This window comes from Chitinophaga sp. CCNWYY40, assembly GCF_037483205.1.
Classification (GTDB): Bacteria; Bacteroidota; Bacteroidia; order Chitinophagales; family Chitinophagaceae; genus Chitinophaga; species Chitinophaga ginsengisegetis.
This window is the reverse complement of the sequence record NZ_JBBHLF010000005.1, coordinates 62,294-85,130: the sequence shown is the minus strand read 5'-3', so window position 1 is coordinate 85,130 and position 22,837 is coordinate 62,294. Positions and strand designations below refer to the sequence as shown.

The window sequence follows — 22,837 nt, the reverse complement described above, 5'->3', positions numbered from 1 at the left end:
ACAGGCTGCCTACAACCTGTACATACAAACCTATAATGTCGGATAAACGCCCATTAGATATAGCTGTAATTTCAGATGTTCATCTGGGAATTTACGGTTGTCACGCCAAAGAGCTGATTCAGTACCTGGATAGTATCGACCCGCGGATATTGGTGCTGAATGGGGATATTATCGATATCTGGCAATTCAGCAAACGCTATTTCCCAAAGGCCCATACCAAAGTGATCCGGAAAATCCTGAAGATGATCGGCAAAGGCACCGAGGTGTATTATCTGACAGGTAATCACGACGAGGCCCTTCGTAAATACGCAGGGTTTGAACTGGGCAACTTTACGATCGATAATAAGCTGGTGCTGGAGGTAGATGGCAAAAGGCACTGGTTCTTTCATGGCGACGTGTACGATGTGACCATGAAAAACTCCAAGTGGCTGGCCAAACTCGGTGGCAAGGGATACGATCTGCTGATTATCCTCAACCGGCTGGTAAATCATGTACTGGAAAGCATGGGGAGGGAAAAGATGTCTTTCTCCAAAAAAGTAAAACAAGGGGTAAAGTCGGCCGTGAAGTTTATTTCCGATTTTGAACAAACCGTTGCTGAAATAGCGGCAGACAAGGAGTTTGATGTAGTGTGCTGCGGTCATATCCACCAGCCCCTGATCAAAGAAATGAAAGTAGGCGATAAAACGATCACTTACCTGAATTCCGGCGATTGGGTAGAAAGTCTCACCTCTCTTGAATATATTAACCAGCAATGGGCCCTTTACCAACACCCCGTTACCCGTAAAGGCGCTGTATTGGCAGAAGATGACGATGATGGGCTCACCGATTGGGACGCTACGCGTATTATTACCTTCCCCGGTTCCTGATTTTTTTCTTTCTGTTTATTACATTTTAATATTTTAAATATATTTATATTTAAATACTATTTTCACAAAATCATAACAAGCGCTTAATATTAAATTAAAAGTAGACTACTAAGTTTGCCAGAGAAATAATTAAGTGTGACGATATTGGCACATTTAAATAAGCCAGAAAAACAGCTAGATGAAAGTATTGAAGTTACATCCTTTAATGACTATCTCCCTATTGCAAATGCAGATCCAGCGTTTGCTCTTTTGTAATGTGGCCGTGTATGTGCGTAACTCACTTGCCAATACATTTGATACATTAAAGGACGCGGGTTTTGAAGAAGATGTTTTGATTGAATTTCCTATCGACGAAACATTGAGTTTGCGGGAGTTTGAGGAAGAAGTGGAAGAACGGTTTAATTTTTCCCTGGAGTTGTGCAATAAGGACAACAAACCCTTCATGAATAAAAGCCAGCACTTATTCCAGATTGCCTGCCCCGTAGCCGATAGAAAAACCGACCGTAACTACCAGCTGGATATTTCCCTTGATATGTTGACGAATAATAACCGCCAGTCGCCACAGCAAAATATGTGGTAACCGATAATATTCCCCTGACCTGTATTCTCTTAGCTGACCCGGCTACTTTCTGTTTATATTACCATCAACGCTCTTCCTGAAAACCCTTTTATCAATTAACATTCTGGTAATACCCCGTTAACACTTCGGTAATGTAGTGCCAATACTTTTGCCATCAAATATTAAAACGGGATTAAAACCGTATTAAAATCTGATTAAAAAAATATTGTGAAACGAATCTCTTCTGTACTTATCTGGGCACTGTTAGTGTGTTGTTCCTTTGCCAATGCCTCCTTCGCAGTTGATCCTGCCAAAATCACCGGTAAGGTGACAGACAAGAAAACAGGTGAAGCCATCATCGGGTTAACCGTAGTGGTAGCCGGTACAGGCAAAGGTGCGGTAACGGATGTTGAAGGTAGATACCAGATTTCAGTAGCCCCCGGCACTTATACCCTGGAGTTTAAATTCATGGGATATCAGACCAAATCAGTTTCAGAAGTAGTGGTGAATGCAGGTAAACCTACTTACCTGGATATTGTAATGGAAGAAAGAAGTTCCAAAAGCCTGAAAGAAGTAGTGATCACCGGAACCGCTAAACAGGAAACCATTAACTCCCTGCTTACCCTGCAAAAGAATACCAACACCGTAGCACAGGTAGTATCTGCAGAAGCGATCCGTAAATCACCGGACAGAAATACCGGAGAAGTACTGAAAAGAGTATCCGGCGCTTCTTTGCAGGAAGGAAAATACCTCATCGTACGCGGACTTGCCGACCGTTACAACCAGGCCACCGTTAACGGCGCCCTGCTGTCCAGCACAGAACCAGACCGTAAAACATTTTCCTTTGACCTGTTCCCCTCCAATATTGTTGAAAACATTGTGATCAATAAAGCCGCTGTACCTGAATTGCCTGCAGAATTTGCCGGCGGTCTTGTACAGGTGAACACAAAAGATATTCCTTCCGAAAACTTCCTGACCGTATTGGCAGGTACAGGTTTCAATACCATGTCTGTCGGAAAGGATTTCTACACTTATAAAGGTGGAAACCAGGACTGGATTGGTATTGACGACGGAACCAGAAAGCTGCCATCCGCTTTTCCATCTTCCAAAGCTGGTTATGATCAGCTGCCAACTGCAGATAAAATTGCTGTATCCAAATCATTCCCGGACATCTGGGGCGTAAATACCAAAACCACACCGCTTAACTCCAATTTTCAGATTGCAGGTGGTATCAATAAAGGAAAAGAAGGCAATCGCTTCGGCGCTGTACTGTCATTGAGTTACAACCGAAACAACCGTAATTTCGATACTTACCGTACCGACTTTGATAATGACGGATCCCGGATCTATAATTATTACGATAAGAAATCCACGCAGAATGTATTATGGGGCGGCCTTGCTAACTTATCCTACCAGTTTGGCAAGAATAAAATCAGTTTCAAAAACCTGTACAGTATCAATTCCACAGTAGCCACTACCGTGAGAAATGGTAACGACATTCCTTCTGAAACAGATGTTCGCGCCTATGAACTTGGTTTCAACAGCAACCGCATTTATACTTCACAGTTATCAGGCGAGCATTTCTGGGAGAAAGCAAAAGTGAAGATCAGGTGGAATGGCAGCTACACCAATATGAAGCAGGATGTACCGGATCTGCGCCGGTTGGGCTATAACAGCATTGCCGGTAAGAATGATTATTACGCCAATATATCTTCCGGTGGTTCGGCTACCCTCACCGGTTCCGGCCGTTTCTATTCCAAACTGAATGACAATATTTACGGTGGCATCCTGGACCTGAGCCGGTTTGTGAAAATCGGTGGTAAGCAACAGCAGATCAAGATGGGTTACCTGATCCAGAGTAAGGAACGTGGCTTTACCCCGCGGGCACTGGGTTACACGCTTTTTGACGCCGGCGATCCTTATGCACATGACCTGGTACGTTTATCTCCTGATAAATTATTTGCACCGGAAAACTTTACCGACCGGTTATTGCGGATGGATGAAATCACCAACACGCCGGATGCTTACGGTGCCAATGCTTTACTCAATGCAGGCTACCTGCAGTTTGATAACAATATTTATGAGAAATGGCGCCTGGTATGGGGTGTGAGAGTGGAGAACTTTGACCAGTCGATTAAATACAATCAGAACGGACCACAGAATAATAAAACTACGGTAACGGATATATTACCTTCCCTGAACCTGACTTACCTGCTGAATGCAAAAACAAATATCCGCTTCAGCGCCTCTCAAACCGTTATCCGGCCCGAGTTTCGTGAGCAGGCGCCGTTTGCCTTCTACAACTTTGACCTGATGGCTACCGAATCCGGTAACTCTAACCTGAAGAGAAGTAAAGTGACCAATGTGGATCTGCGCTATGAGTTGTATCCCCGTTCGGGTGAAGTATTAACCATTGCCGGTTTCTACAAACACTTTGAATCTCCTATAGAAAGATTTTATAACAGCGGTGCGGGTTCTGTAGGTTTAACCTACCTGAATGCGCCTAAAGCCAATAGTGCAGGCGCCGAAGTAGAGTTCAGAAAGAACCTCGATTTTCTGAATCCTGATAATGCAGGGTTCTGGCATTCATTCACTGTGTTTTCCAATGTTGCCTACATCTATAATAAAGTTTCTTTTGAGAAAGATAAAGTGCTGAAAGCACGGCCTATGCAGGGACAATCCCCGTATGTGATCAACGTAGGATTACAGTTTGAAAAGGAATCGACCGGTACTGTTGCCAATGTATTGTTTAACCGCATCGGCAGAAGGATTTTCATTGTTGGAAATGACACCGAACCGGATGTATATGAAGCGCCAAGATCATTACTGGACTTCATGGTATCGCAGAAGGTTTTCCGTAAGGGAGAAATCAAGCTGACGGTAAGTGATATCCTGAATCAGTCTGCCAATTTTTACCAGGATAATGATGACAACGGCAGGTATGATAAAACATCAGACTTTCTCAGAATAAGTACCAAAGGCGGTACCAATGTAAATCTTTCTTTCTCTTATAAATTCTGATAAAGAGAGGAGTAATAATAGGAATAGTAGATTTTAAAAAATTGCATTTAATTTCAATCCATCTGACATGAAAAAAATTCTGTTTCCTGTAATGTTTTTGGCTGTGATTATATCATCCTGCGGCAAAGACGACGATCCTACAACTCCGCCACCGGCCCAGCCAGTAGACATGACTAAGGCCACTATTGAAAGAACCAGCGATAACAGTGAATTTAAGGAGTCTCCTGAAACACTGCCAAAGCAGATTACTTCCAATACTGTTTTGAAAACAGGTAAAACTTACCTGCTGACTGATTTCACTTTTGTATTGAACGGTGCAACTATCAAAATAGAACCAGGTGTTACCATTAAAGGATCTAAATCTCCGAATAAAGGTGCGCTGATCATTACCAGGAATGGTAAAATTGATGCACAGGGTACTGCTGCCGCTCCGATTGTATTTACATCCAGCCAGGCTACTCCTAACAGTGGCGACTGGGGTGGTATTATCCTGCTGGGTAATGCGCCAAACAATGGTGCAAAAGACGGTATTGCCGGCTTACAGGCCATTGAAGGTGGTGTAAATGAAACTGCTACCGGTTACGGTTTACATGGTGGTACCAAAGCCGATGATAATTCCGGTATTCTGAAATATGTAAGAGTAGAATATCCGGGTATTGCTTTCGCAGTAAATGATGAAATCAACGGTATTACTTTTGGTAGCGTTGGTTCCGGAACTACTGTTGATTATGTTCAGGTAAGTCACTCCGGTGATGATTCCTTTGAGTGGTTTGGTGGTACTGTAAATTGTAAACACCTGATCGCTTATCGCGGTACTGATGATGATTTTGATACTGATAACGGTTTCTCCGGAAAGATCCAGTTTGGCCTGGTACTGCGTGATGCAGCCGTTGCTGATTTCGGTCCGAGTGGCGCTTCCAATGGTTTTGAATCTGACAACGATGCAGATGGTACTACCAAAACGCCGCAGACTTCTGCTACTTTCAGCAATATAACAGTTGTTGGACCTTACGCTAACGCTGCTCCGGCCGCTACTGCAGCTCCTTACAAAAGAGGTGCGCATATCAGAAGGAACAGTAAAATTTCTATCTTCAACTCTGTATTTGTAGGCTGGCCTGTTGGTTTGTTCCTGGATGGCGCGCTGACAGAAGCAAGTGCTACTTCCAATGCACTGGAGTATAAGAATAACACCATTGCGGGTAGCCCACTGGTGGTAGCTCCTGGTACTGCAACATTTAATTCCCTGAACTGGTTCAGCACTGCAGCATTTGCCAATAAAACACTGGCAGCCGTTGCTGATGTGAAACTGACCAACACAGGTTATACCACTTTTGATCCAACCCCTGCAGCTGGTTCTCCACTGCTGGCTGGTGCGGATTTCACCAGCGCAAAATTAGGTGGTGGCGCATTTACTACCACTACCTATGTAGGTGCAGCAGCAGCAGGCGATACCTGGTTCAAAGGCTGGACTAAATTTGCAGATAAATAGTATTTATTTAAATTTCATAAACTGTAATCTTAGGCCGCCCGGGTTTTTACCCAGGCGGCTATTTTTTATATACTATTTGCCGAGTTTGGCCATATATTTTTCCGGCGCTTTTTCAAATACGCCTTTGCAGGTAGTTGAGCAGAAATGCAGGGTATCTGTTTTATACACAGCCCATTCTTTATAACTGGTATCATAGGGCATTTCGCAAACAGGGTCCGGAAGCTTATTGCTGGCCACTACCGCCGGCGTTTCAGCAGCGGCAGGTGCAGGAGTGCCGGTATTTTCAGCAGGGGCTTGCTTTTGCGCACAGGCAAACAGGAATAAGGTGCTACAGGTTATGAATATGTATTTCATACGTATTTTTTTAACGAAGGTATTGATAAAAAAGAATTACGGATTTGCGGGGAGATGGTGAGCTTGTCACACTTCTTCCAACAAATCCGTAATGCTATATAATAGTTGCCGGGTAATTATTACCAGATCACTACACGTTCTGTTTCCGGCAATACCATTTTACTTCCGGGAGTGCAGCCCCATGCAGCCTGGAATTCAGCCAGGTGAGGCAGCGGTCCGTTGATACGGAATTTTGCCGGCGAGTGAGGATCTGTCTGGATCTGGTTGCGCAGGGCGGCATCTGTGATGTTGCCATGCCATACCTGTGCCCAGCCCAGGAAGAAACGCTGCTGCCAGGTAAATCCATCGATAGGTTTGGGTTCACCTTTACCTTCAAACGATTTTACCAGTGCGTGATAGGCCAGTGTTAAACCACCCAGGTCGGCTACGTTTTCACCGATGGTTAAGGCGCCGTTGATTTTGAAACCAGGCAGTGCTTCAAGGCCGCTGAAGTAGTCGATATAACGTTTGGTCAGTTTATCGAAGTTCTTACGGTCGGCTTCTGTCCACCAGTTTTTCAGGTTACCGTCTGCATCGAACTGTGAACCCTGGTCGTCGAAGCCGTGGGTAAATTCGTGGCCGATAACGGCAATGATACCACCGTAGTTGATGGCGTCGTCTGCATTAGGGTTGTAGAAAGGCGGCTGGAGGATACCTGCAGGGAATACTACTTCGTTGTTTAACGGGTTGTAGTATGCGTTTACCGTTTGAGGTGTCATACCCCATTCGCTTTTATCTACCGGTTTACCTATTTTATCAACACTCTCTTTGTGTACGTATAAGCTTGCTGCTATTACATTTTCCACCAGTTTCCCTTTTTCTATATTGATGGAAGAGTAGTCTTTCCATTTGTCGGGGTAACCGATTTTATAGGTAAAGGAAGCGAGTTTTTTGTGTGCCATTTGTTTGGTAGAATCGCCCATCCAGGTGAGTTTATCGATTCTTTCGCCATATACTTTACGCACATTTTCGATCATCTCGGATACTTTCTGTTTGCTGCTTTCCGGGAAATATTTTTTGGCAAACAGTTTACCCAGCGGCATGCCCATTTTCCCGTCGGTAGAGCGGATAGCACGTTCTGCGCGGGTTTTCTGCGATTTTTTACCTGTCATTATTGTACCGTAGAAATGGAAGTTTTCATTATCAAAGGTAGATGGTAAATAACCGGCGAACTGGCCGAGCAGCTGCCATTTGGAATATGTTTTCAGTGTTTCCAGCGGAGTAGCTTTCAGGAGCGCGTTGGCTTTGGTGAGATAGGCTTTGTTCTGGAGTACGAGGGTATCGGTTTTGATATCCTGTTTAGCGGCAAAGTTTTCCCAATCGAAATCAGGCGCCAGTGTTTTCAGTTCTGAGAATGCGGCCCTGTTATAGGTTTTAACGGGATCGCGGAGTTCTACATTGCTCAGTTGAATAGCGGCGAGTTTGGTTTCAAAGTCGAGGATTGTTTTTCCCGCGTTGGCTTCAGGGAAACCTGCCAGTTTAAACATTTTATCAACGTGACTAACAAATTCGCTGCGTACATTTTTGGTAGCGGAATCCTGTCTTTCGTAGTAGCTTTTTTCACCGAGGCTCAGGCCGTCCTGTCCCTGGTATAGGATATTCATTTTACTGTTTTTGGCATCTGCTTCTGCGCCAAAACCGGTAAAGGTAGATACCCCGATTTTCTGGAGTTCACCGGTTACGCTGGCCCAGTCGGCGAGTGTTTTAACGGCTGCAATCTTATCCAGATAAGGTTGCAGCGGGGTGATGCCACGTTGTTCGATGGTAGCGGTATCCAGGAAAGAAGAGTAGTAGTCAGCGATCTGTTGTTCTTCTGTACCTTTTTTCAGGTCTGTTTTGCTGGTGATTTCAGCAATGATCCCTTTAAGGCGAACTTCCTTGTTTTCTTTATCTAGCACGTTAAACGCTCCCCAGCGGCTTTCTGTAGAAGGGATGGGGTTGTTTTTTTTCCAGTTACCATTTACATAATTGTCAAAATCATCACAGGCTTTGTAGGAAGAATCGATATCAGCCAGGTTAAAAGCGGGCACCTTGGTGGTGTCGGCCGTTTCCGCCTGCTGCGAGGAACTGTTTGAATTGCAGGCTGCGAGTGTAACGATGGCAGCCAGCAACGGTAGTTTTACCGCATTGGTTTTGTTCATATTTAAAACAGGTTTAGTATTCTAAGTTATGGAAAACGGGTCAGGTTGCATGAAGGGTTTTTTATGAACGGCAATCCCCGCTGTGATGGCTGTTGTTGATCAAATCCCGGAATCTCTGAATAATTAGGTAGGTTTGTGTTACGTAAATTAACATATAAATGGATTTCAGGTTTAAATTGTACAGGGTTACCACGGCTATAGTATTGATGATATCCGGCATTTTCACGTTCATGCTCTTGTCCAGCGTACTTTTTCTGGGTACGAACTTTGGATCAATTGTATCCCTGCTTTCGATGGGCGCCTGTTTTATCCATAGCGTTTTATCATTATATCTTCAGCGGAGCCTGCTATTGCCGGAAATTCCCCTGAAGGAGAGCACACCGGGAGGCATGCGGTTTATGGGTACGGTAGGACTGATATTTTCTATCCTGCTCATTTTGTCGGGGTTAACCATTTTGCTGGTTACGCCGGAGCAGATGAAAGCGGAGATTGATAATTTACCGGCAGATCAACAGGCAGCGGTTAAGCAAACGCTGGTAGCGCCAATAGGTGTGTTCCTGCTGGTGATGGGCAGTTTGTTTACGTTGAATATTGTACTGTCGTTCCGTTACCTCCGCCAGTGGCTGCAGTTACAGAGCGGCAGGAACGAAGAAAAGGAAGAATAAAAAACGGAGTTATGGAAAAGCGGGAGATAGCCAACAGAAATGATATCATATTACTGGTAGACAGTTTTTATGATAAAGTAAAGACAGATGATGTGATCGGCTTTATTTTTAATGATGTGGCGAAGGTCGACTGGCCACATCACCTGCCCATCATGTATAATTTTTGGGAAGGACTGTTGCTGGACGGTGGCAATTATAAAGGGAATGTGATGGATCCTCATTTTAAGCTGAACAAGCTGATTCCATTGGAGCCTGCCTATTTTGACCGCTGGCTGCAACTGTTTGAGGCCACTGTAGCTGAAAATTTTACAGGAGAGAAAGCCGCACTGGCGGTTACCCGCGCCCGGTCTGTAAAAGGGATCATGTCGTTTAAAATGAACCAGGTCAACCGTCCTGATTCAGACAAACAAATTCCGCTCGTTAACCCGGGCAATAAACAATAAACCAATAAGTGTAGTATGCAACCATTAGCGGAGCGGCTAAGACCGGTAACGTTGGATGAACTGGTGGGGCAGGAACATCTTACCGGCAAGGACAGTATTTTAAGAAAAGCGATAGAGCAGGGAATGATCCCTTCCATGATTTTGTGGGGTCCTCCCGGTGTTGGAAAAACAACTATTGCCAACATTATTGCACATACATTACAGGTTCCTTTTTACACACTCAGTGCTATATCGGCGGGAGTAAAGGAAGTGAGGGAAGTGATAGAGATGGCAAGGCGGCAGCAACACGCGGTGTTGTTCATTGATGAGATCCACCGGTTTAATAAATCGCAGCAGGATGCCCTGCTGGGTGCTGTGGAAAAAGGGATCATCACCCTTATCGGCGCCACTACCGAGAATCCATCTTTTGAAGTGAATGCGGCGGTGTTATCCCGCAGCCAGGTGTATGTGCTGAAACCTCTCGGCAACGATCAGCTGATGCAGCTATTGCAACAGGCAATGGAACGGGACGAGTGGCTGCGCAGCAAACATATTGAAATCAAGGAAACCAGTGCGCTGTTTAACATCTCCGGCGGAGATGCCCGTAAATTGCTTAATCTTTTTGAGCTGGTAGTAACCACTTTACGGGAAGATCCGATTGTGATTACAGACAAAAAAGTAATGGACATCGCCCAGCAACGGGTAGCCATATACGATAAAAAAGGAGAGCAGCATTACGACATTATTTCCGCGTTTATTAAGTCCATCCGGGGAAGTGATCCCAATGCGGCATTGTACTATCTCGCCAGGATGATCGACGGTGGTGAAGACGTGAAATTTATTGCCCGCAGATTGGTGATCCTGGCTTCGGAAGACATCGGCAACGCCAATCCCAATGCGCAATTGCTGGCCACCAGTTGTTTCCAGGCGGTAAACCTGATAGGCTTTCCTGAATCGAGGATTATCCTGTCGCAATGCGTTACCTACCTGGCTGCTTCAGCTAAAAGCAATGCAGCCGTTGCCGCTATCAGCGCGGCGCAGTCGGTGGTAGCTAAAACCGGTGATCTGCCGGTACCTTTGCATATCAGGAACGCCCCTACGAAATTGATGAAGGAAATGGACTATGGCAAAGGATATGCGTATGCACATAGTTATGAAAATAATTTTGTGATACAGGAGTTTCTGCCGGACGCTATTAAAGGAACGAAGTTTTATGATCCGGGAAATAACCCACGTGAAAATGAGCTGAGGAATTACCTGAAAAGTTTGTGGAAGGAGAAATATAATTATTAAGAATAAAAACGGCCGGTTCAACAATTTTGAACCGGCCGTTTAACTTTTTTATTTGAAATGCAAAACGCCTTTTTTGAAATAATAACTTACTGCTGGCGGGGATAAGCTGCATTTTTCCTTTATTCTCTCTCTTTATCTAAAATTTCAAATGATTGTTCTATCCTCTCGCCGTTTTCATCAACCAGTGTAATAATATGTTTACCGGCTGCCGGGTGTAGTGCCATTTGATGAAACTCAGTGGTAGCGCCTATAAAGTTGTTATCCAGGTGCCAGAATATTTTAGTGGCATTGTTGCGGTGGGTGGCGGTAAAGATCGTTTGCCCGGGCTTTCCGTCGATTTCAACGGGAACGAATATACGTGCGCCTGGTCTTGGATAAATCAGTTCTATAGGTGCTTTATCCTGCCCCAGTGATGCCAGGCAATCCGGCTTGTAGGGTGGCAGCTGCTGATAGTAGTTTTTGCTGCGGTAGTAGTACTCCTGTGAAGGCGGCAATACAAACCACGATTTATGTTGCATGAGCGAGGGGGATTCGCAGGCTTCCGTTACGCGCCACTGGCCGGTTCTGTCGAGATGAACCAACTGATGGTACGGACACACGCCTGCCCTGATGCCGGCTGCCGGTACATAAATAGAATCCTTTTCATCACATAGTTCGCCGGCGCGGAATCCGCTTTTGCGGCATACTTCAATTTTTTTCAGTTGTTGATAGGGCGTGTTAAACCAGCCGCTGGTATGCAGTAACCGGAATACATCAAACAGGATGGGGGCTGCAGTGGATACGCCTATCAGGCCGGGGCGGCCTTCTCCGTCTGCGTTTCCTACCCATACGCCTACTACATACTGTGGTGTTACGCCAATGGCCCATCCATCGCGGAAGCCGAAGCTGGTGCCTGTTTTCCAGGCGATGCGCTGTGAAGAAGAGAATTGCTGCCACAGCAATTCTTCGCCGGGGCGCATTACTTCGGTCATCGCCTGAAAGGCGTACCAGATGGAGCCTGCATCCAGCAGTCCATCTTTACTCAATCCATATTTCGATGGGTGTTGGATATTGAGCCGGTAATTGGGAGGATGAATGTCATCCATATCGTATTTGCCTTTGTACTGATCCATGTGTATCAGTGTGCGGGCCATGCTGGCGTACATGCCGCACATTTCCCATAGAGTGGTTTCGCCTCCCCCAAGGATCAGTGATAAACCATAATGATCGGCCGGTTTGTTCAGCGTGGTGATTCCCATTTTCTGCAGCAGGGAATGAAACCGTTCGTAGCGGTATTGCTGCAGCATGCGCACAGCCGGGATATTGAGAGATCTGGCCAGCGCACGGGAGGCCGGTACTGCGCCATCGTAACCCAGGTCGAAATTTTGCGGCGAATAACCGGCTATCTGTGTGGGAATATCAGGAATCAGCGTATTGGGCAATATCAGGCCATCATTGAGCATGGCAGCATAGAGTATGGGCTTCAATGTACTACCGGGACTTCTTCTCGCCTGTACAATATCTACATGACTTTCCAGCTCCGGGTCTGAAGGGTGATAAATGTTTCCTACGTAGGCAAGGGTATTACCGGTTTCTACGTCGAGTACCAGCACTGCGGCGTTGTTGATGCCGTTGGCCTTATAAGCATTGTGATAACGTTCGGCGATGGCAGTGGCATTATGTTGCAGATCGGCCTGCAGGGTTGTTTTGATGCGGGTAGGTTCGTCTGTTTTTTGTTGCTGATAGTCGCGGCGGAACAGATCCAGCAGGTGTGGCGCTTCCTGCGGCAATGGCAACGGCTGATCCGGCAGAGGCTCCATTTTTGCCAGTTGGCAGGTAATGCTATCGATGGTATGCTGACGGTACAATTTATTCAGCAGCTGATTTCGTTTATTCAGTAACGTTACCCTGTTACGGCCGGGATGTACCAGCGCCGGGCTATTAGGTAATACGGCCAGTGCAGCCATTTCGCCCCACGACAACAAATCTGCTTTGCGGCCATAGTATCGCCAGGCGGCAGCTTCCAGTCCTACTACGTTGCCTCCGAAAGGAGCGTTGGCAGCATATAAAGCGATAATCTTCTTTTTAGAAGCTGCAAATTCCAGCCTGGTAGCCAACACCGCCTCCATCATTTTCTGCCAGATATTACGGGGCTGATTGCGCGACAGGCGTATCACCTGCATGGTGAGAGTGCTGCCACCGCTTACTACTTTTCTACCGCGGGCGTTTTGGTTAACGGCCCGGCCTATAGCGATGGGATCTATGCCCCAGTGATAATAAAAACGTTTGTCTTCATAGGCAACGATACACTTTTCAAATTTATCCGGTACATGCGCATTGTACGGAAACCGCCACTGTCCATCCGGTGCGATGCTGGCATTCAGCAGATCGCCGTTGCTATCTTCCAACACATAGGAAGTGGGGCTGGTAAAGAGTTGTTTGGGTAAACAAAAATAATAGGCAATGAGCACAACAGCTGTGGCAGCGAGCCACCACTTTTTTTTGATGCACCATTGTTTAAGGGTATCGAACTTCATTACTTTTTTTATGCGCGTTCAAAGATAGGTTTAACTTATTGTTTTGAGCTGTTCATACACATATTAATCATGGCGCGATCAATGAATAAAATGAATAAGGATTGTGTATGGTTTGTTTGTTCCTTTGCGTACGTGGATTTTGTTTGCCCTGGTTGTTTTGTTGATTTCCGAGAGATGTTATTCTTCACTTTTCTACCCCCTGGATGAATTTTGTTTTCGTGTGTTCGTTGATTATTGGATGATCAAAGTGATCGATGGTAGTTCTTTGATTTATTGGAGGTTTATTTTTTTAAATTATTGATTTTCAGTTAGATGTAATTGTGCCACCACTGATGGCACAATTAGAAAACTAATTGGCAAGAACTTTTCTATAGAAGTAATCATAAGTCATTTATTATCAGTGAAATATAATTTCGCCATCACTGATGGCGAAATTATAAAATTAATGTAATGTATCAGCTTGAGTTGTACATATTTATTTGATTATGAATGAGATATAATTTCGCCAACACTGTTGGCGAAATTTAAAGAAATATGTAATATGTATTGGCTGATGTAGTTGCTTTTCATTATTTACAAAATGAGAAACTAATTTTTATTTTTTCACAAAACATAACCAAAATTAAATTCTATGACACATCAATTTGCAGAAATTGTAACGCTTATTCAGCGATCCAGAACTAATGCCCAGCGAATGGTGAATGTTGAACTAATCAATCTTTACTGGAATGTTGGAGAGTATATTCATCGCAAAATTCAGAGCAATATTTGGGGAAAAGGAACGATTAAAGAATTGTCTGATTTTATAATCAGACATCATCCCGAATTAAAAGGTTTCAGTGATCGGGGACTCTATAGAATGAAACTGTTTTATGAAACATACATCGCCGATATAGAAGCGTTTTCAGATGACAGAAATTCTGAAGTCATTGGTAGTCAGTTAGATATGATTTCGCCGACAGCGCCGGCGAAATTTAAAAGTATTCGTAATACGTTGTTGGTTAAGATATCTTGGTCGCACCATCTTGTATTATTGGAAAAAGTCAGGAAAAGCGAAGAGAGAGCATTTTATATTCGTCTTTGCATTAACGAGAGTTACTCATTGAAAGAATTAGAGCGACAAGTAAAGAGTAGCCTGTATGAAAGAATACTGTTAGGTAATTATCCCTCTCAGGAAAGGATAACAAATAAGCCACAAAAACCCTCTGTTGGCTTCAAAGACAGCTACGTTTTCGAATTCCTCAACCTCCCCGAACCACACAATGAAAGCGATTTACAAAAAGCGCTTATCCATAAAATTAAAACCTTTGTCCTCGAACTGGGAAAGGACTTCATTTTCATGGACCAGGAATTTAAGATCATGGTAGGCGGCGTTAACTTCTACATCGACTTGTTGTTTTATCACCGGGAGTTGCATTGCCTGGTGGCTTTTGAGCTGAAAGCCACGGAGTTTATGCCGGAGTATATTGGCAAACTGAATTTCTATCTCGAAGCGCTGGACCGGAATGTCAGGAAGTCGCATGAGAACCCGAGCGTGGGCATTTTGCTCTGCAAAGAGAAAAATAATGAGATAGTAGAGTTTGCCCTCAGCAGAAACCTTTCTCCTGCTGTTATTGCTGAGTATCAGACGATCCTGCCCGATAAAAAACTGCTGCAGCAGAAACTCCACGAGTTGTTTGAGAATGAGTTAGCCTGATCAATTTAAAGTATGTCCGATCTCATCATCTTCCTGTATATCTTCCCCTCAACATTTTTTTAAAATATATTTTGTACCAATTGGTAAAATATATACCTTTATGCCAGCAAATAACTTTTATATGACATATTTCACACAATAACCGCAAGTAACCACTCACTATAAGCGATATTTTTTTATCTAATAATGTACTGAATGGTACAAAAATATATTTATATGCAAACACTCACTACCGCCCCCGTTCTTCACAAAACAGTTACTGTTAACAACCTCGATATCTTTTACCGCGAAGCCGGCCCGGCAGATGCACCGGTAATATTGCTGCTCCACGGTTTCCCATCTACCTCACACATGTACCGCGATCTGATCCGTGACCTGGCAGACAGGTATCATGTGATTGCCCCGGATTATCCTGGATTCGGCCAAAGCAGTATTCCTTCGCTAACTGCATTCGACTATACATTTGATAACCTTGCGCTGGTAATAGAACAGTTTATCGACAAGCTGGGATTAACAAAATTCAGCTGGTATTTGCAGGACTACGGCGGCCCCGTTGCATTCCGGATCATCAGTAAAAGACCCGAACTGGTAGAAGCGCTGATCATACAAAATGCCAATGTATATAATGAAGGCTTAGGACCCGACGTACAGGAAGTTGGCACATTACAAAAAGCCGGAGATGAGAAAGCATTACTGGCAGCTATTGTACATAAGCTTAGCCTTGAAAAAATTAAAGAAGAACATCTGCTGGGAGCAGCCAACCCGGAAAGTGTGAGCCCCGACAGTTACGAACTGGCGCATGCCTATATGTCGAGGCCCGGCGTAGAAGCTATACAGGTGGCCCTGTTCCGGAATTATGGTACCAACTTTCCAAAATATCCCGAATGGCAGCAATACCTGCGTACACACCAACCGCGGCTCCTCGTAGTATGGGGAAAACACGACCGCATCTTTACCTGGCCGGGAGCAGAAGCCTATAAAAGGGATGTACCAAATGCAGAAGTACACCTGCTGGAAGGCAGCCACTTCGCGCTGGAAGAATACCATGAGGAAATAGCTGCCCTGATACACGATTTCTTAAAAAGATAATTACTAAAAAATATTTTTTATGTCGCACACAAAAATCGCCATCAACGGATTTGGAAGAATTGGAAGATTGTTTTTTCGTGAGATGTACCATCAGCCCGGTATTGAAATTGTGGCTATCAATGATTTAACCAGCCCGGCTGTATTAGCGCACCTGTTGAAGTATGATACGGCACAGGGCCGGTTTGATGCAAATGTAACAGCCACCGAAAATGCCATCTCTGTAAATGGAAAAGAAATTAAGGTATACGCCAAAAGAAATCCTGCTGAAATTCCCTGGGCACAACATGCAGTAGACGTAGTACTGGAAAGCACCGGCTTTTTTACAGACAGGAACGCCGCAGCAACCCACCTGGAAGCAGGTGCAGCGAAAGTGGTGATCTCGGCCCCTGCTACAGGCGATCTGAAAACGATCGTGTATAATGTTAATCACAACATCTTAGATGGAACAGAAAGCATTATCAGTTGTGCCTCCTGTACCACCAATTGCCTGGCCCCTATGGCGCAGGTGCTGGAAGATACTTTCGGTATCGTAAATGGCCTCATGACTACCATTCACGCCTATACGAATGATCAGAATATCCAGGATGCGCCCCATGCCAAAGGAGACCTGCGGAGAGCAAGAGCCGCGGCTCAAAGTATTATCCCCACCAGTACAGGAGCTGCAAAGGCAATAGGACTGGTACTTCCCACTTTGAAAGGGAAACTGGATGGTACATCGCAGCGGGTACCAGTAATAGCCGGATCATTAACTGAACTTACGGTGACCCTGCAAAAGAAAGTAACTGCAGACGAAGTGAACGCTGCCATGAAAGCCGCTGCCAACGAAAGTTTCGGATATAACACCGATGAAATAGTGAGCAGCGATATTATAGGCAGCCACTACGGCTCTCTCTTTGATGCCACACAAACAAAAGTATTATCAGCAGGAGATCAGCAGATCGTAAGAGTGGTAAGCTGGTACGATAATGAAATGAGTTATGTATCACAACTGGTGCGTACCGTAACATATTTTGCCCGGTTAAAGCAGTAGTTATCTGCTCATAAAAAAAGGCGCTCCGGAATTTCCGAAACGCCTTTTTTCTTTATTATTTCTTTCTACTTCACTACCTCTACCCACTTGCCTGGTGTGAAAGCGTGTATGGTGTTGTCATACATCGCTTCGCAGGAAGTTGCCGGCAGATAATATCTACCCAGATAGGCGGCGTTCAGCAATACATTATACGTACGTTTTTTACTCTCTTCTATATTGAAATAAGTATATACCCGGTCATCACGTATATCCATATACGTAGATGGGGAAGAATGGAACGCGCTATCGTTTTCCATCAAGCGGGTATTTATTATTTCCCAGCCTGAAGGGAAGATCTGCGACAAAGCCATTTGTTCATAATAGCCTCTCTTGCCCGGATTGGTGACGGTAACAGTGGCCATAAAGTCGCTTCCCTGCCGCAATGTAGCCGGATCCAGCGGTTTACCATCGCGGGTACTGAAGCTTACCTGCATGCCCAATATATCCGGGTTATTAGTGGCTACCGGTTCCTGACCGGCATCCGGTTGTCCCTGGAGAATAAGCCGTACATACAACACGTTTTGCCCGTTATTCTGTATGCTGATATTGCCCGCGCTGCTGTTGAACGTAACAGGTATCTGTGTAACAAAAGATTGCCCGTTTACATTGCCCTTGACGCCGTTGATGGTGTAGGCAAAATTCATCTTACTGCCACCTTTGTTATTGCCGCAATACTTTGCAACGGCAATCAGCGAGTAAGCGGTTGTTTGTGTGCTGTACCACTGGTCGTTTTGCGACAGTTGTGCGGCAATCTGTTTCACCAGTTCGTTGGCGCGGTTACGTTGGCCCATGATGGTGAGTGTTTCCAGGATCATGGCCCTGTCGCGCAAATCAGAACCAAAAGTGCCGCCCAGTTGCGTATACGCTTTAACTTCAGTGGCAAGTCCCTGTACAAGGGAGTTGGCTACCTCCGGCTGACCGGAGAGTTTATAAGCAGCAGCGAGCCTCCATTTGGCAGGAACAGACAGGTACTTGAATTCCTTTAACCGGTTCATCGCACCCAGCTCCGGCGATTTGGCCAGTGCCAGCAGGTACAGGCGGTACGATTGTGTAAGATCGCCACCATAAAAATTAAGGGTGCTGGGCGCCCAGGTACCGGCTTTATTGCGCTGGTATTTCTTCCATTGATCCAGTAACCCGGCTGGCAAGGTATAACCCTGCGCCTGCGCCTCTATGAGGAAATGACCACCATAATTGGTACCCCACTCATCGGAGTTGCCTTCACCCGGCCAGTAGCTGAAACCACCGTCGGAAGTCTGGAAGCTTTTCAGCCTGTTGATACCCGCTTTTACATTGCGGTCTACTTCTGCCCGCTGACTTTCTTTCAGATCCATCAACTGGTTCAGCACCAGCTGCGGGAACACGCCCGAAGTAGTTTGCTCAATACAGCCATGCGGATATTCTATCAGGAACCGCAGGCGTTTGCCCAGGTTGAGAGATGGAATGGTAGACACTTCCAGCACACCGGAATTGGTGCCTGTCATGCCCACGGGGCTGAAAGCAGATTGCCAGCTCTTATTTCCTTCCAGGGTATTTTCAATAATATTGGTGATCACCGGGTTAGGATTACGAACATTCAGCTCAATGTTTTCTTCTGCTTTTTCTGCACCACTGCTGGCTGTTACTTTTATTTTAGCCACACCTGTTTGCGGACGTACTTTTACATCAAAATAAACAATTTGTTCTCCGGGTTGTGAGAAGGTCACTGTTTTGGTTTGTTCGCCTACAATTTCCAGCAACGAACTGGTACTTAAACTAACATTCACATTGCGGATATTGGGTTCCAGGCCGAATACGGTTACCGGCACCTGGATGGTTTCTGACGGACCAAGCACGCGCGGCGCTGTGGTGAGCAACATCAACGGTTTCTTTACCGCTACTGCTTTTTCAGCAAAGCCATAAGCGCCATCCTGACCGGCTACTACCATCGCTTTCACAGATCCTATGTATGGTGGCAGCTTAAATTTATGTGTTTGTTTTTGTCCCGTTTTCAGGTAGAAGGGACCCATATATTTTACCACGGGCTTAAAGCGATTGGCTTTGGCGCCACCGGCATTTTTATCCAGTCCTTCGTCACCACCTATACTCAGGATGCGATCCATGTCCGCTCCCCAGGCGCCTATCACGTAATCGAACAAATCCCAGGTTTTTACGCCGAGTGCTTCTCTTGCATAGAATGCATTATGAGGGTCCGGTGTTTTGAAACGGGTAAGATCGAGCAGACCTTCATCTACAATAGCAATGGTATAGGTCATGGGTTTGCCATTGCCTTCACTCACGGTGATGCTGGCTTCTGTTTCAGGTTTCAGCTTGTCTGCCATCGTGATCACCGGCTTGAGGATGGTGCCGGGGTCTTCAATGGAAATCGGAATGGTACCATACATACGGATCGGCAGATCGTTGAGGGTTTGCGCATGTGGCTGCAGCAAACTAACGTTCACGTATATATTAGGCGTCATATTCTTTTCCGCCTTGAACTTAAAGGTGGTTTGTCCCTGTTTGGTAGTGATCCAGTATGTTTTCAGCACTTTGCTGCCGGACTCAATACTTACCAGCCCGCGGCCGCCTTCGCTGCTTGGGATGGTGAGGTTAATGTCATCACCGGTTTTATAGGTTTGTTTATCGGAGGTAAACACCAGCATAGATGCTTCCGCAGGATTATCCTTCTGCATCCTTTCTGCCCATCCGGGCCAGTCGATATACACGGCTTTACCTGCGGTATGGCCGCTTTGCAGGTCTTTCACCCTGATCAGGTACCTGCCCCAATCCGGTGAGTTTACGCGCAGGTCCCATTTGCCTTTACCATTCTGCAGGGTAACGGTTTCTTTGCTCAACAGCTGGTTATAGCTGTCCTGTGTGAAGTTGGAGTAGTCGTCCTGCTCACCTTCATCCCACCACCATCTCCATTTAATTTTATATAATTCTACCTGTACTTCGCGGCTGCCGGTAGTGAGATTGCCATTGCCATCTACATCCACCAGGTCGATAGAATGCGGCCGGTCTGTGAGCAGCATACCGGTGGTGCGGTCGCCTGTGGGAATGCGCAAGCCTGCGTAAGAGGTGAATGGATTATAGGGCATGGAGAAGTGATCGATACTGAAATCGCCTCCGGGTTCAAATACTTTTACTTCAAAGTTTGCTTTCAGCTGGCCCGGCGCTACTTTGCCCAGTTGTATGTCTGCATTTACCGGAGCGCTGCCGCTTTCACTCAGCGGGCCTTCAAAGATGGTTTTATTTTCTGCCTCGAAATGAGTTACCGGATCATCGAAAGAGTAGTCCCCGAATTTTGGGAAGCTGGTGCTTTGCTGTACCAGCGATACATCTACCTTCGCTTTCAGATGCTGTGCCGTGGCGCCAAACAGCCACATGGCCGATAAGTTACCGGTAGCGCTGCCTTTCGACAAGGAAGTGGTGCTGCCGAAATCCATTTTTATTTTGAGGCGGTTGGGCTTTACGGTTTCAATGCGTACATTCTTCTGGAAGGTGGCGCCGCCTACTTTTACTTTTGCCACCCAGTTACCGGTTGGGTCATCCGGTGCAGTAGCAGTCGCAAAGCTGTAGAAGCCGTTTAGTCCTTCGTGCTGATTGATCCGTTTGTATAGTTGTCCTTTTGGATTGTATAGTTCCAGTGAAACAGGGTGATCTGCCGGTAATTTCTCTCCTTTATCTTCCAAAATAAAAGTAAGATAAACGGAATCACCGGGACGCCATACACCACGCTCGCCATAGAGGAAGCCTTTGATGCCGTTTTGTACTTCCTCTCCTTTTACATCAAACCGGCTTAATGGAAGGGAACTGCCGTCGTCGAGTTTAAGATAACCCCGTTCATTTTCTTTTTTGGCGATAAGCAGGTAGGGCTTACGTTTCAGATCGAAAGAAGCGAGTCCTTCCCCGTCACTTTTAGTTTTAAAGATGACCTGGTTTTGATAGTCGAGTAACTCCAGTTCCACTCCTATGAGAGGTTTGGTATCGCGTATATCCGTTACCGCTACCAGCATGCTGTTATCGTTTCCTCTTTTGGCAATGAGGCCAATGTTGGAAGAAATCACGTTGCGGGATGCCCATTTATCTTTGCTGTAATAAGAATTGGAGCAGGCATCATTCCGGCGGTCCCAGTTATAGCCATATGGATAGTAGCTATCGTACCGTTGCCAGAAGGAATCATCATCATCAATTTTTTCTCCGCCTCCGTAATATTCTTCCTCTCCTTCCTCATCGGAGGAAGCGTTGTCACCGTCTTTGGTGGTATCTGCGGAGCAGGCGGTCATAGCGTATGATTTCCGGAAACCGATGGTGATGCGGTAAATGGCGCCGGGTTCGGTGCGCAGCATTTTATCGAGGTCCAGGAAGAAGCGGTTTTTCTTATGCAGGTTTACCGATTTATCTCCATCGAGGCGGATGGTTTTCTCTACTACGGGCTTACCTACACGCCGTAGCTCCTGGCTGCCGTCGAGGTCGTTCCGCTGAAGATATTGCGGTACATTATTTTCGTAGATTTTTATAATGGAAACGTCTACGGCGTTGAGGTTCACCGCTTCAAACGGCATCACCAGCTTATTGCTTTCCGGCAGGATCACGCCTTTGCCGGGAATGCTCACACTGGGTAAAGTATTTTCAAAGTTAACGTTGGCGCTGAAAGTTTTGCCTAAGCGTTTATCCGTGATGTTTATAACACCTTCATTTACTATTACGTTGTAGTTTCCTTCCAGTCGCACGGGTGCATATACGCTAACTTCGCTGCCATCAATGGTATAACGCAGGTCGCTTTGCCCGCTGATGCCGATAAGCCCTTCCAGTGTCTGGGCCATGCTTACAGGATCAGAAAATTGTACCAGGAGGTGTTGTTCCGGATCTGCGAGAGCTTTTACATTCAGCACTTTAAAGTCGCCGATAGCAGGAACTTCGATGGTGTTTTTTCCATTGTTGTCTACTTTCAGGGGCGCCCCGTTCCAGCTCAGTTCCATGTTACGGGCAATATTGGCTCGTGCGATGTTGGCAATCGTAAAGCGGGAGGTACGTTCTGCGGCGTTGTGCTGCCAGGTAATGGGTAAGCCTTTACCGGCATATTGTGCGGTGAGTATTTTTTCAATCGCCTGGGGATCTTCCACATCCGCCGTGTAAATAGCGCCTGTGCAGGTCATGCGGTCGAGGGTATTATTGGTACTGGCTTTCAGCCCGAAATTTTCTATCGAGAAAGAGGGTTTGATGATCTTGAATTCAAAGTCAAATGATTTGAGTTCCTTGGGCACTTCCAGTATTTTACCAAGTTTAAAGTTGGCTTCATACGTTTTGCCGGGTTGCAGATTTTCATCTGGTCTGAATTCGATGGTGGTGGCATCAATCCAGTAGGACTTTCCTTTGATGGAAGGAGAAAATTCGAATACTTCCTTTTCCAGTGGCTCGTTCTGGGTATGGGTTACATTCGTTTGTGCGGTGAGGTGAACACGGATGGCGCTTTGTTTGGAAATGATACCCGCGGTGTATGCCTCAATGTACCGGGCAAATTCGGGGTTCATTTCTTTTTTCGCGGTACGGCAACCACTTATCACAAACAGGGCGGCCAGGAATGAAAATAATGCTGCTACAGCGGTAAGCCTTTTTGTTGGGTGCATCAGGAA

At 45.7% G+C, this 22,837-nt stretch carries 14 protein-coding genes; 10 read left to right on the top strand and 4 right to left on the bottom strand.

The window, feature by feature from the left end; translation table 11 throughout:
- Positions 1–35 precede the first annotated feature (35 nt).
- The 4 genes from V7S65_RS19290 (at position 36) to V7S65_RS19275 (ending at position 5,935) form a co-directional block, all read left to right on the top strand.
- On the top strand, positions 36–866 hold the full coding sequence (locus tag V7S65_RS19290; RefSeq protein WP_079469693.1) for a UDP-2,3-diacylglucosamine diphosphatase: 831 nt from the start codon (positions 36–38) through the stop codon (positions 864–866).
- Positions 867–1,044: 178 nt separating this feature from the next.
- Positions 1,045–1,446 (top strand): hypothetical protein, encoded by a 402-nt coding sequence (locus V7S65_RS19285; protein ID WP_079469692.1) that lies wholly within the window; start codon positions 1,045–1,047, stop codon positions 1,444–1,446.
- Between the two features lie 207 nt (positions 1,447–1,653).
- On the top strand, positions 1,654–4,446 hold the full coding sequence (locus V7S65_RS19280) for a TonB-dependent receptor (protein ID WP_336387873.1): 2,793 nt from the start codon (positions 1,654–1,656) through the stop codon (positions 4,444–4,446).
- Between the two features lie 67 nt (positions 4,447–4,513).
- Positions 4,514–5,935 (top strand): hypothetical protein, encoded by a 1,422-nt coding sequence (locus V7S65_RS19275; protein ID WP_336387874.1) that lies wholly within the window; start codon positions 4,514–4,516, stop codon positions 5,933–5,935.
- Between the two features lie 72 nt (positions 5,936–6,007).
- On the opposite strand, the gene V7S65_RS19270 is transcribed toward V7S65_RS19275, so the two are convergent.
- Both V7S65_RS19270 and V7S65_RS19265 read right to left on the bottom strand, forming a co-directional pair.
- Entirely contained in the window at positions 6,008–6,289 is a 282-nt protein-coding gene (locus V7S65_RS19270) for a YHS domain-containing protein (RefSeq protein ID WP_336387875.1), read from the bottom strand.
- A 119-nt stretch (positions 6,290–6,408) separates the two neighbouring features.
- Positions 6,409–8,469, bottom strand: coding sequence for a M13 family metallopeptidase (locus V7S65_RS19265; RefSeq protein ID WP_336387876.1), 2,061 nt, complete (start codon positions 8,467–8,469; stop codon positions 6,409–6,411).
- 158 nt (positions 8,470–8,627) lie between these two features.
- Between V7S65_RS19265 and V7S65_RS19260 the strand changes: the two genes are divergently transcribed.
- Genes V7S65_RS19260 through V7S65_RS19250 form a run of 3 tightly spaced genes read left to right on the top strand, consistent with a single transcriptional unit; the run spans position 8,628 to position 10,849 of the window.
- On the top strand, positions 8,628–9,134 hold the full coding sequence (locus tag V7S65_RS19260) for a hypothetical protein (RefSeq protein WP_133256111.1): 507 nt from the start codon (positions 8,628–8,630) through the stop codon (positions 9,132–9,134).
- A gap of 11 nt (positions 9,135–9,145) precedes the next feature.
- On the top strand, positions 9,146–9,577 hold the full coding sequence (locus V7S65_RS19255) for a group III truncated hemoglobin (protein ID WP_336387877.1): 432 nt from the start codon (positions 9,146–9,148) through the stop codon (positions 9,575–9,577).
- A 15-nt stretch (positions 9,578–9,592) separates the two neighbouring features.
- Positions 9,593–10,849 carry a replication-associated recombination protein A gene (locus tag V7S65_RS19250; RefSeq protein WP_079469685.1) on the top strand — a complete coding sequence of 419 codons (1,257 nt, stop codon included), beginning with the start codon at positions 9,593–9,595 and terminating at the stop codon, positions 10,847–10,849.
- Positions 10,850–10,968: 119 nt separating this feature from the next.
- On the opposite strand, the gene pbpC is transcribed toward V7S65_RS19250, so the two are convergent.
- Positions 10,969–13,365, bottom strand: coding sequence for a penicillin-binding protein 1C (pbpC, locus tag V7S65_RS19245; protein WP_336387878.1), 2,397 nt, complete (start codon positions 13,363–13,365; stop codon positions 10,969–10,971).
- A gap of 631 nt (positions 13,366–13,996) precedes the next feature.
- Here pbpC and V7S65_RS19240 point away from each other — a divergent pair.
- From V7S65_RS19240 to gap, 3 genes are all read left to right on the top strand, one after another.
- Positions 13,997–15,061, top strand: a complete 1,065-nt coding sequence (locus tag V7S65_RS19240; protein WP_336387879.1) for a PDDEXK nuclease domain-containing protein — start codon at positions 13,997–13,999, stop codon at positions 15,059–15,061.
- Positions 15,062–15,277: 216 nt separating this feature from the next.
- Positions 15,278–16,150 (top strand): alpha/beta fold hydrolase, encoded by an 873-nt coding sequence (locus V7S65_RS19235; protein ID WP_336387880.1) that lies wholly within the window; start codon positions 15,278–15,280, stop codon positions 16,148–16,150.
- 19 nt (positions 16,151–16,169) lie between these two features.
- Complete coding sequence (gap, locus tag V7S65_RS19230) at positions 16,170–17,180, top strand: type I glyceraldehyde-3-phosphate dehydrogenase (RefSeq protein WP_336387881.1); 1,011 nt, start codon at positions 16,170–16,172, stop codon at positions 17,178–17,180.
- A 65-nt stretch (positions 17,181–17,245) separates the two neighbouring features.
- Here gap and V7S65_RS19225 read toward each other — a convergent pair whose 3' ends face one another.
- Positions 17,246–22,831, bottom strand: a complete 5,586-nt coding sequence (locus V7S65_RS19225) for an alpha-2-macroglobulin family protein (RefSeq protein WP_336387882.1) — start codon at positions 22,829–22,831, stop codon at positions 17,246–17,248.
- Positions 22,832–22,837 lie beyond the last annotated feature (6 nt).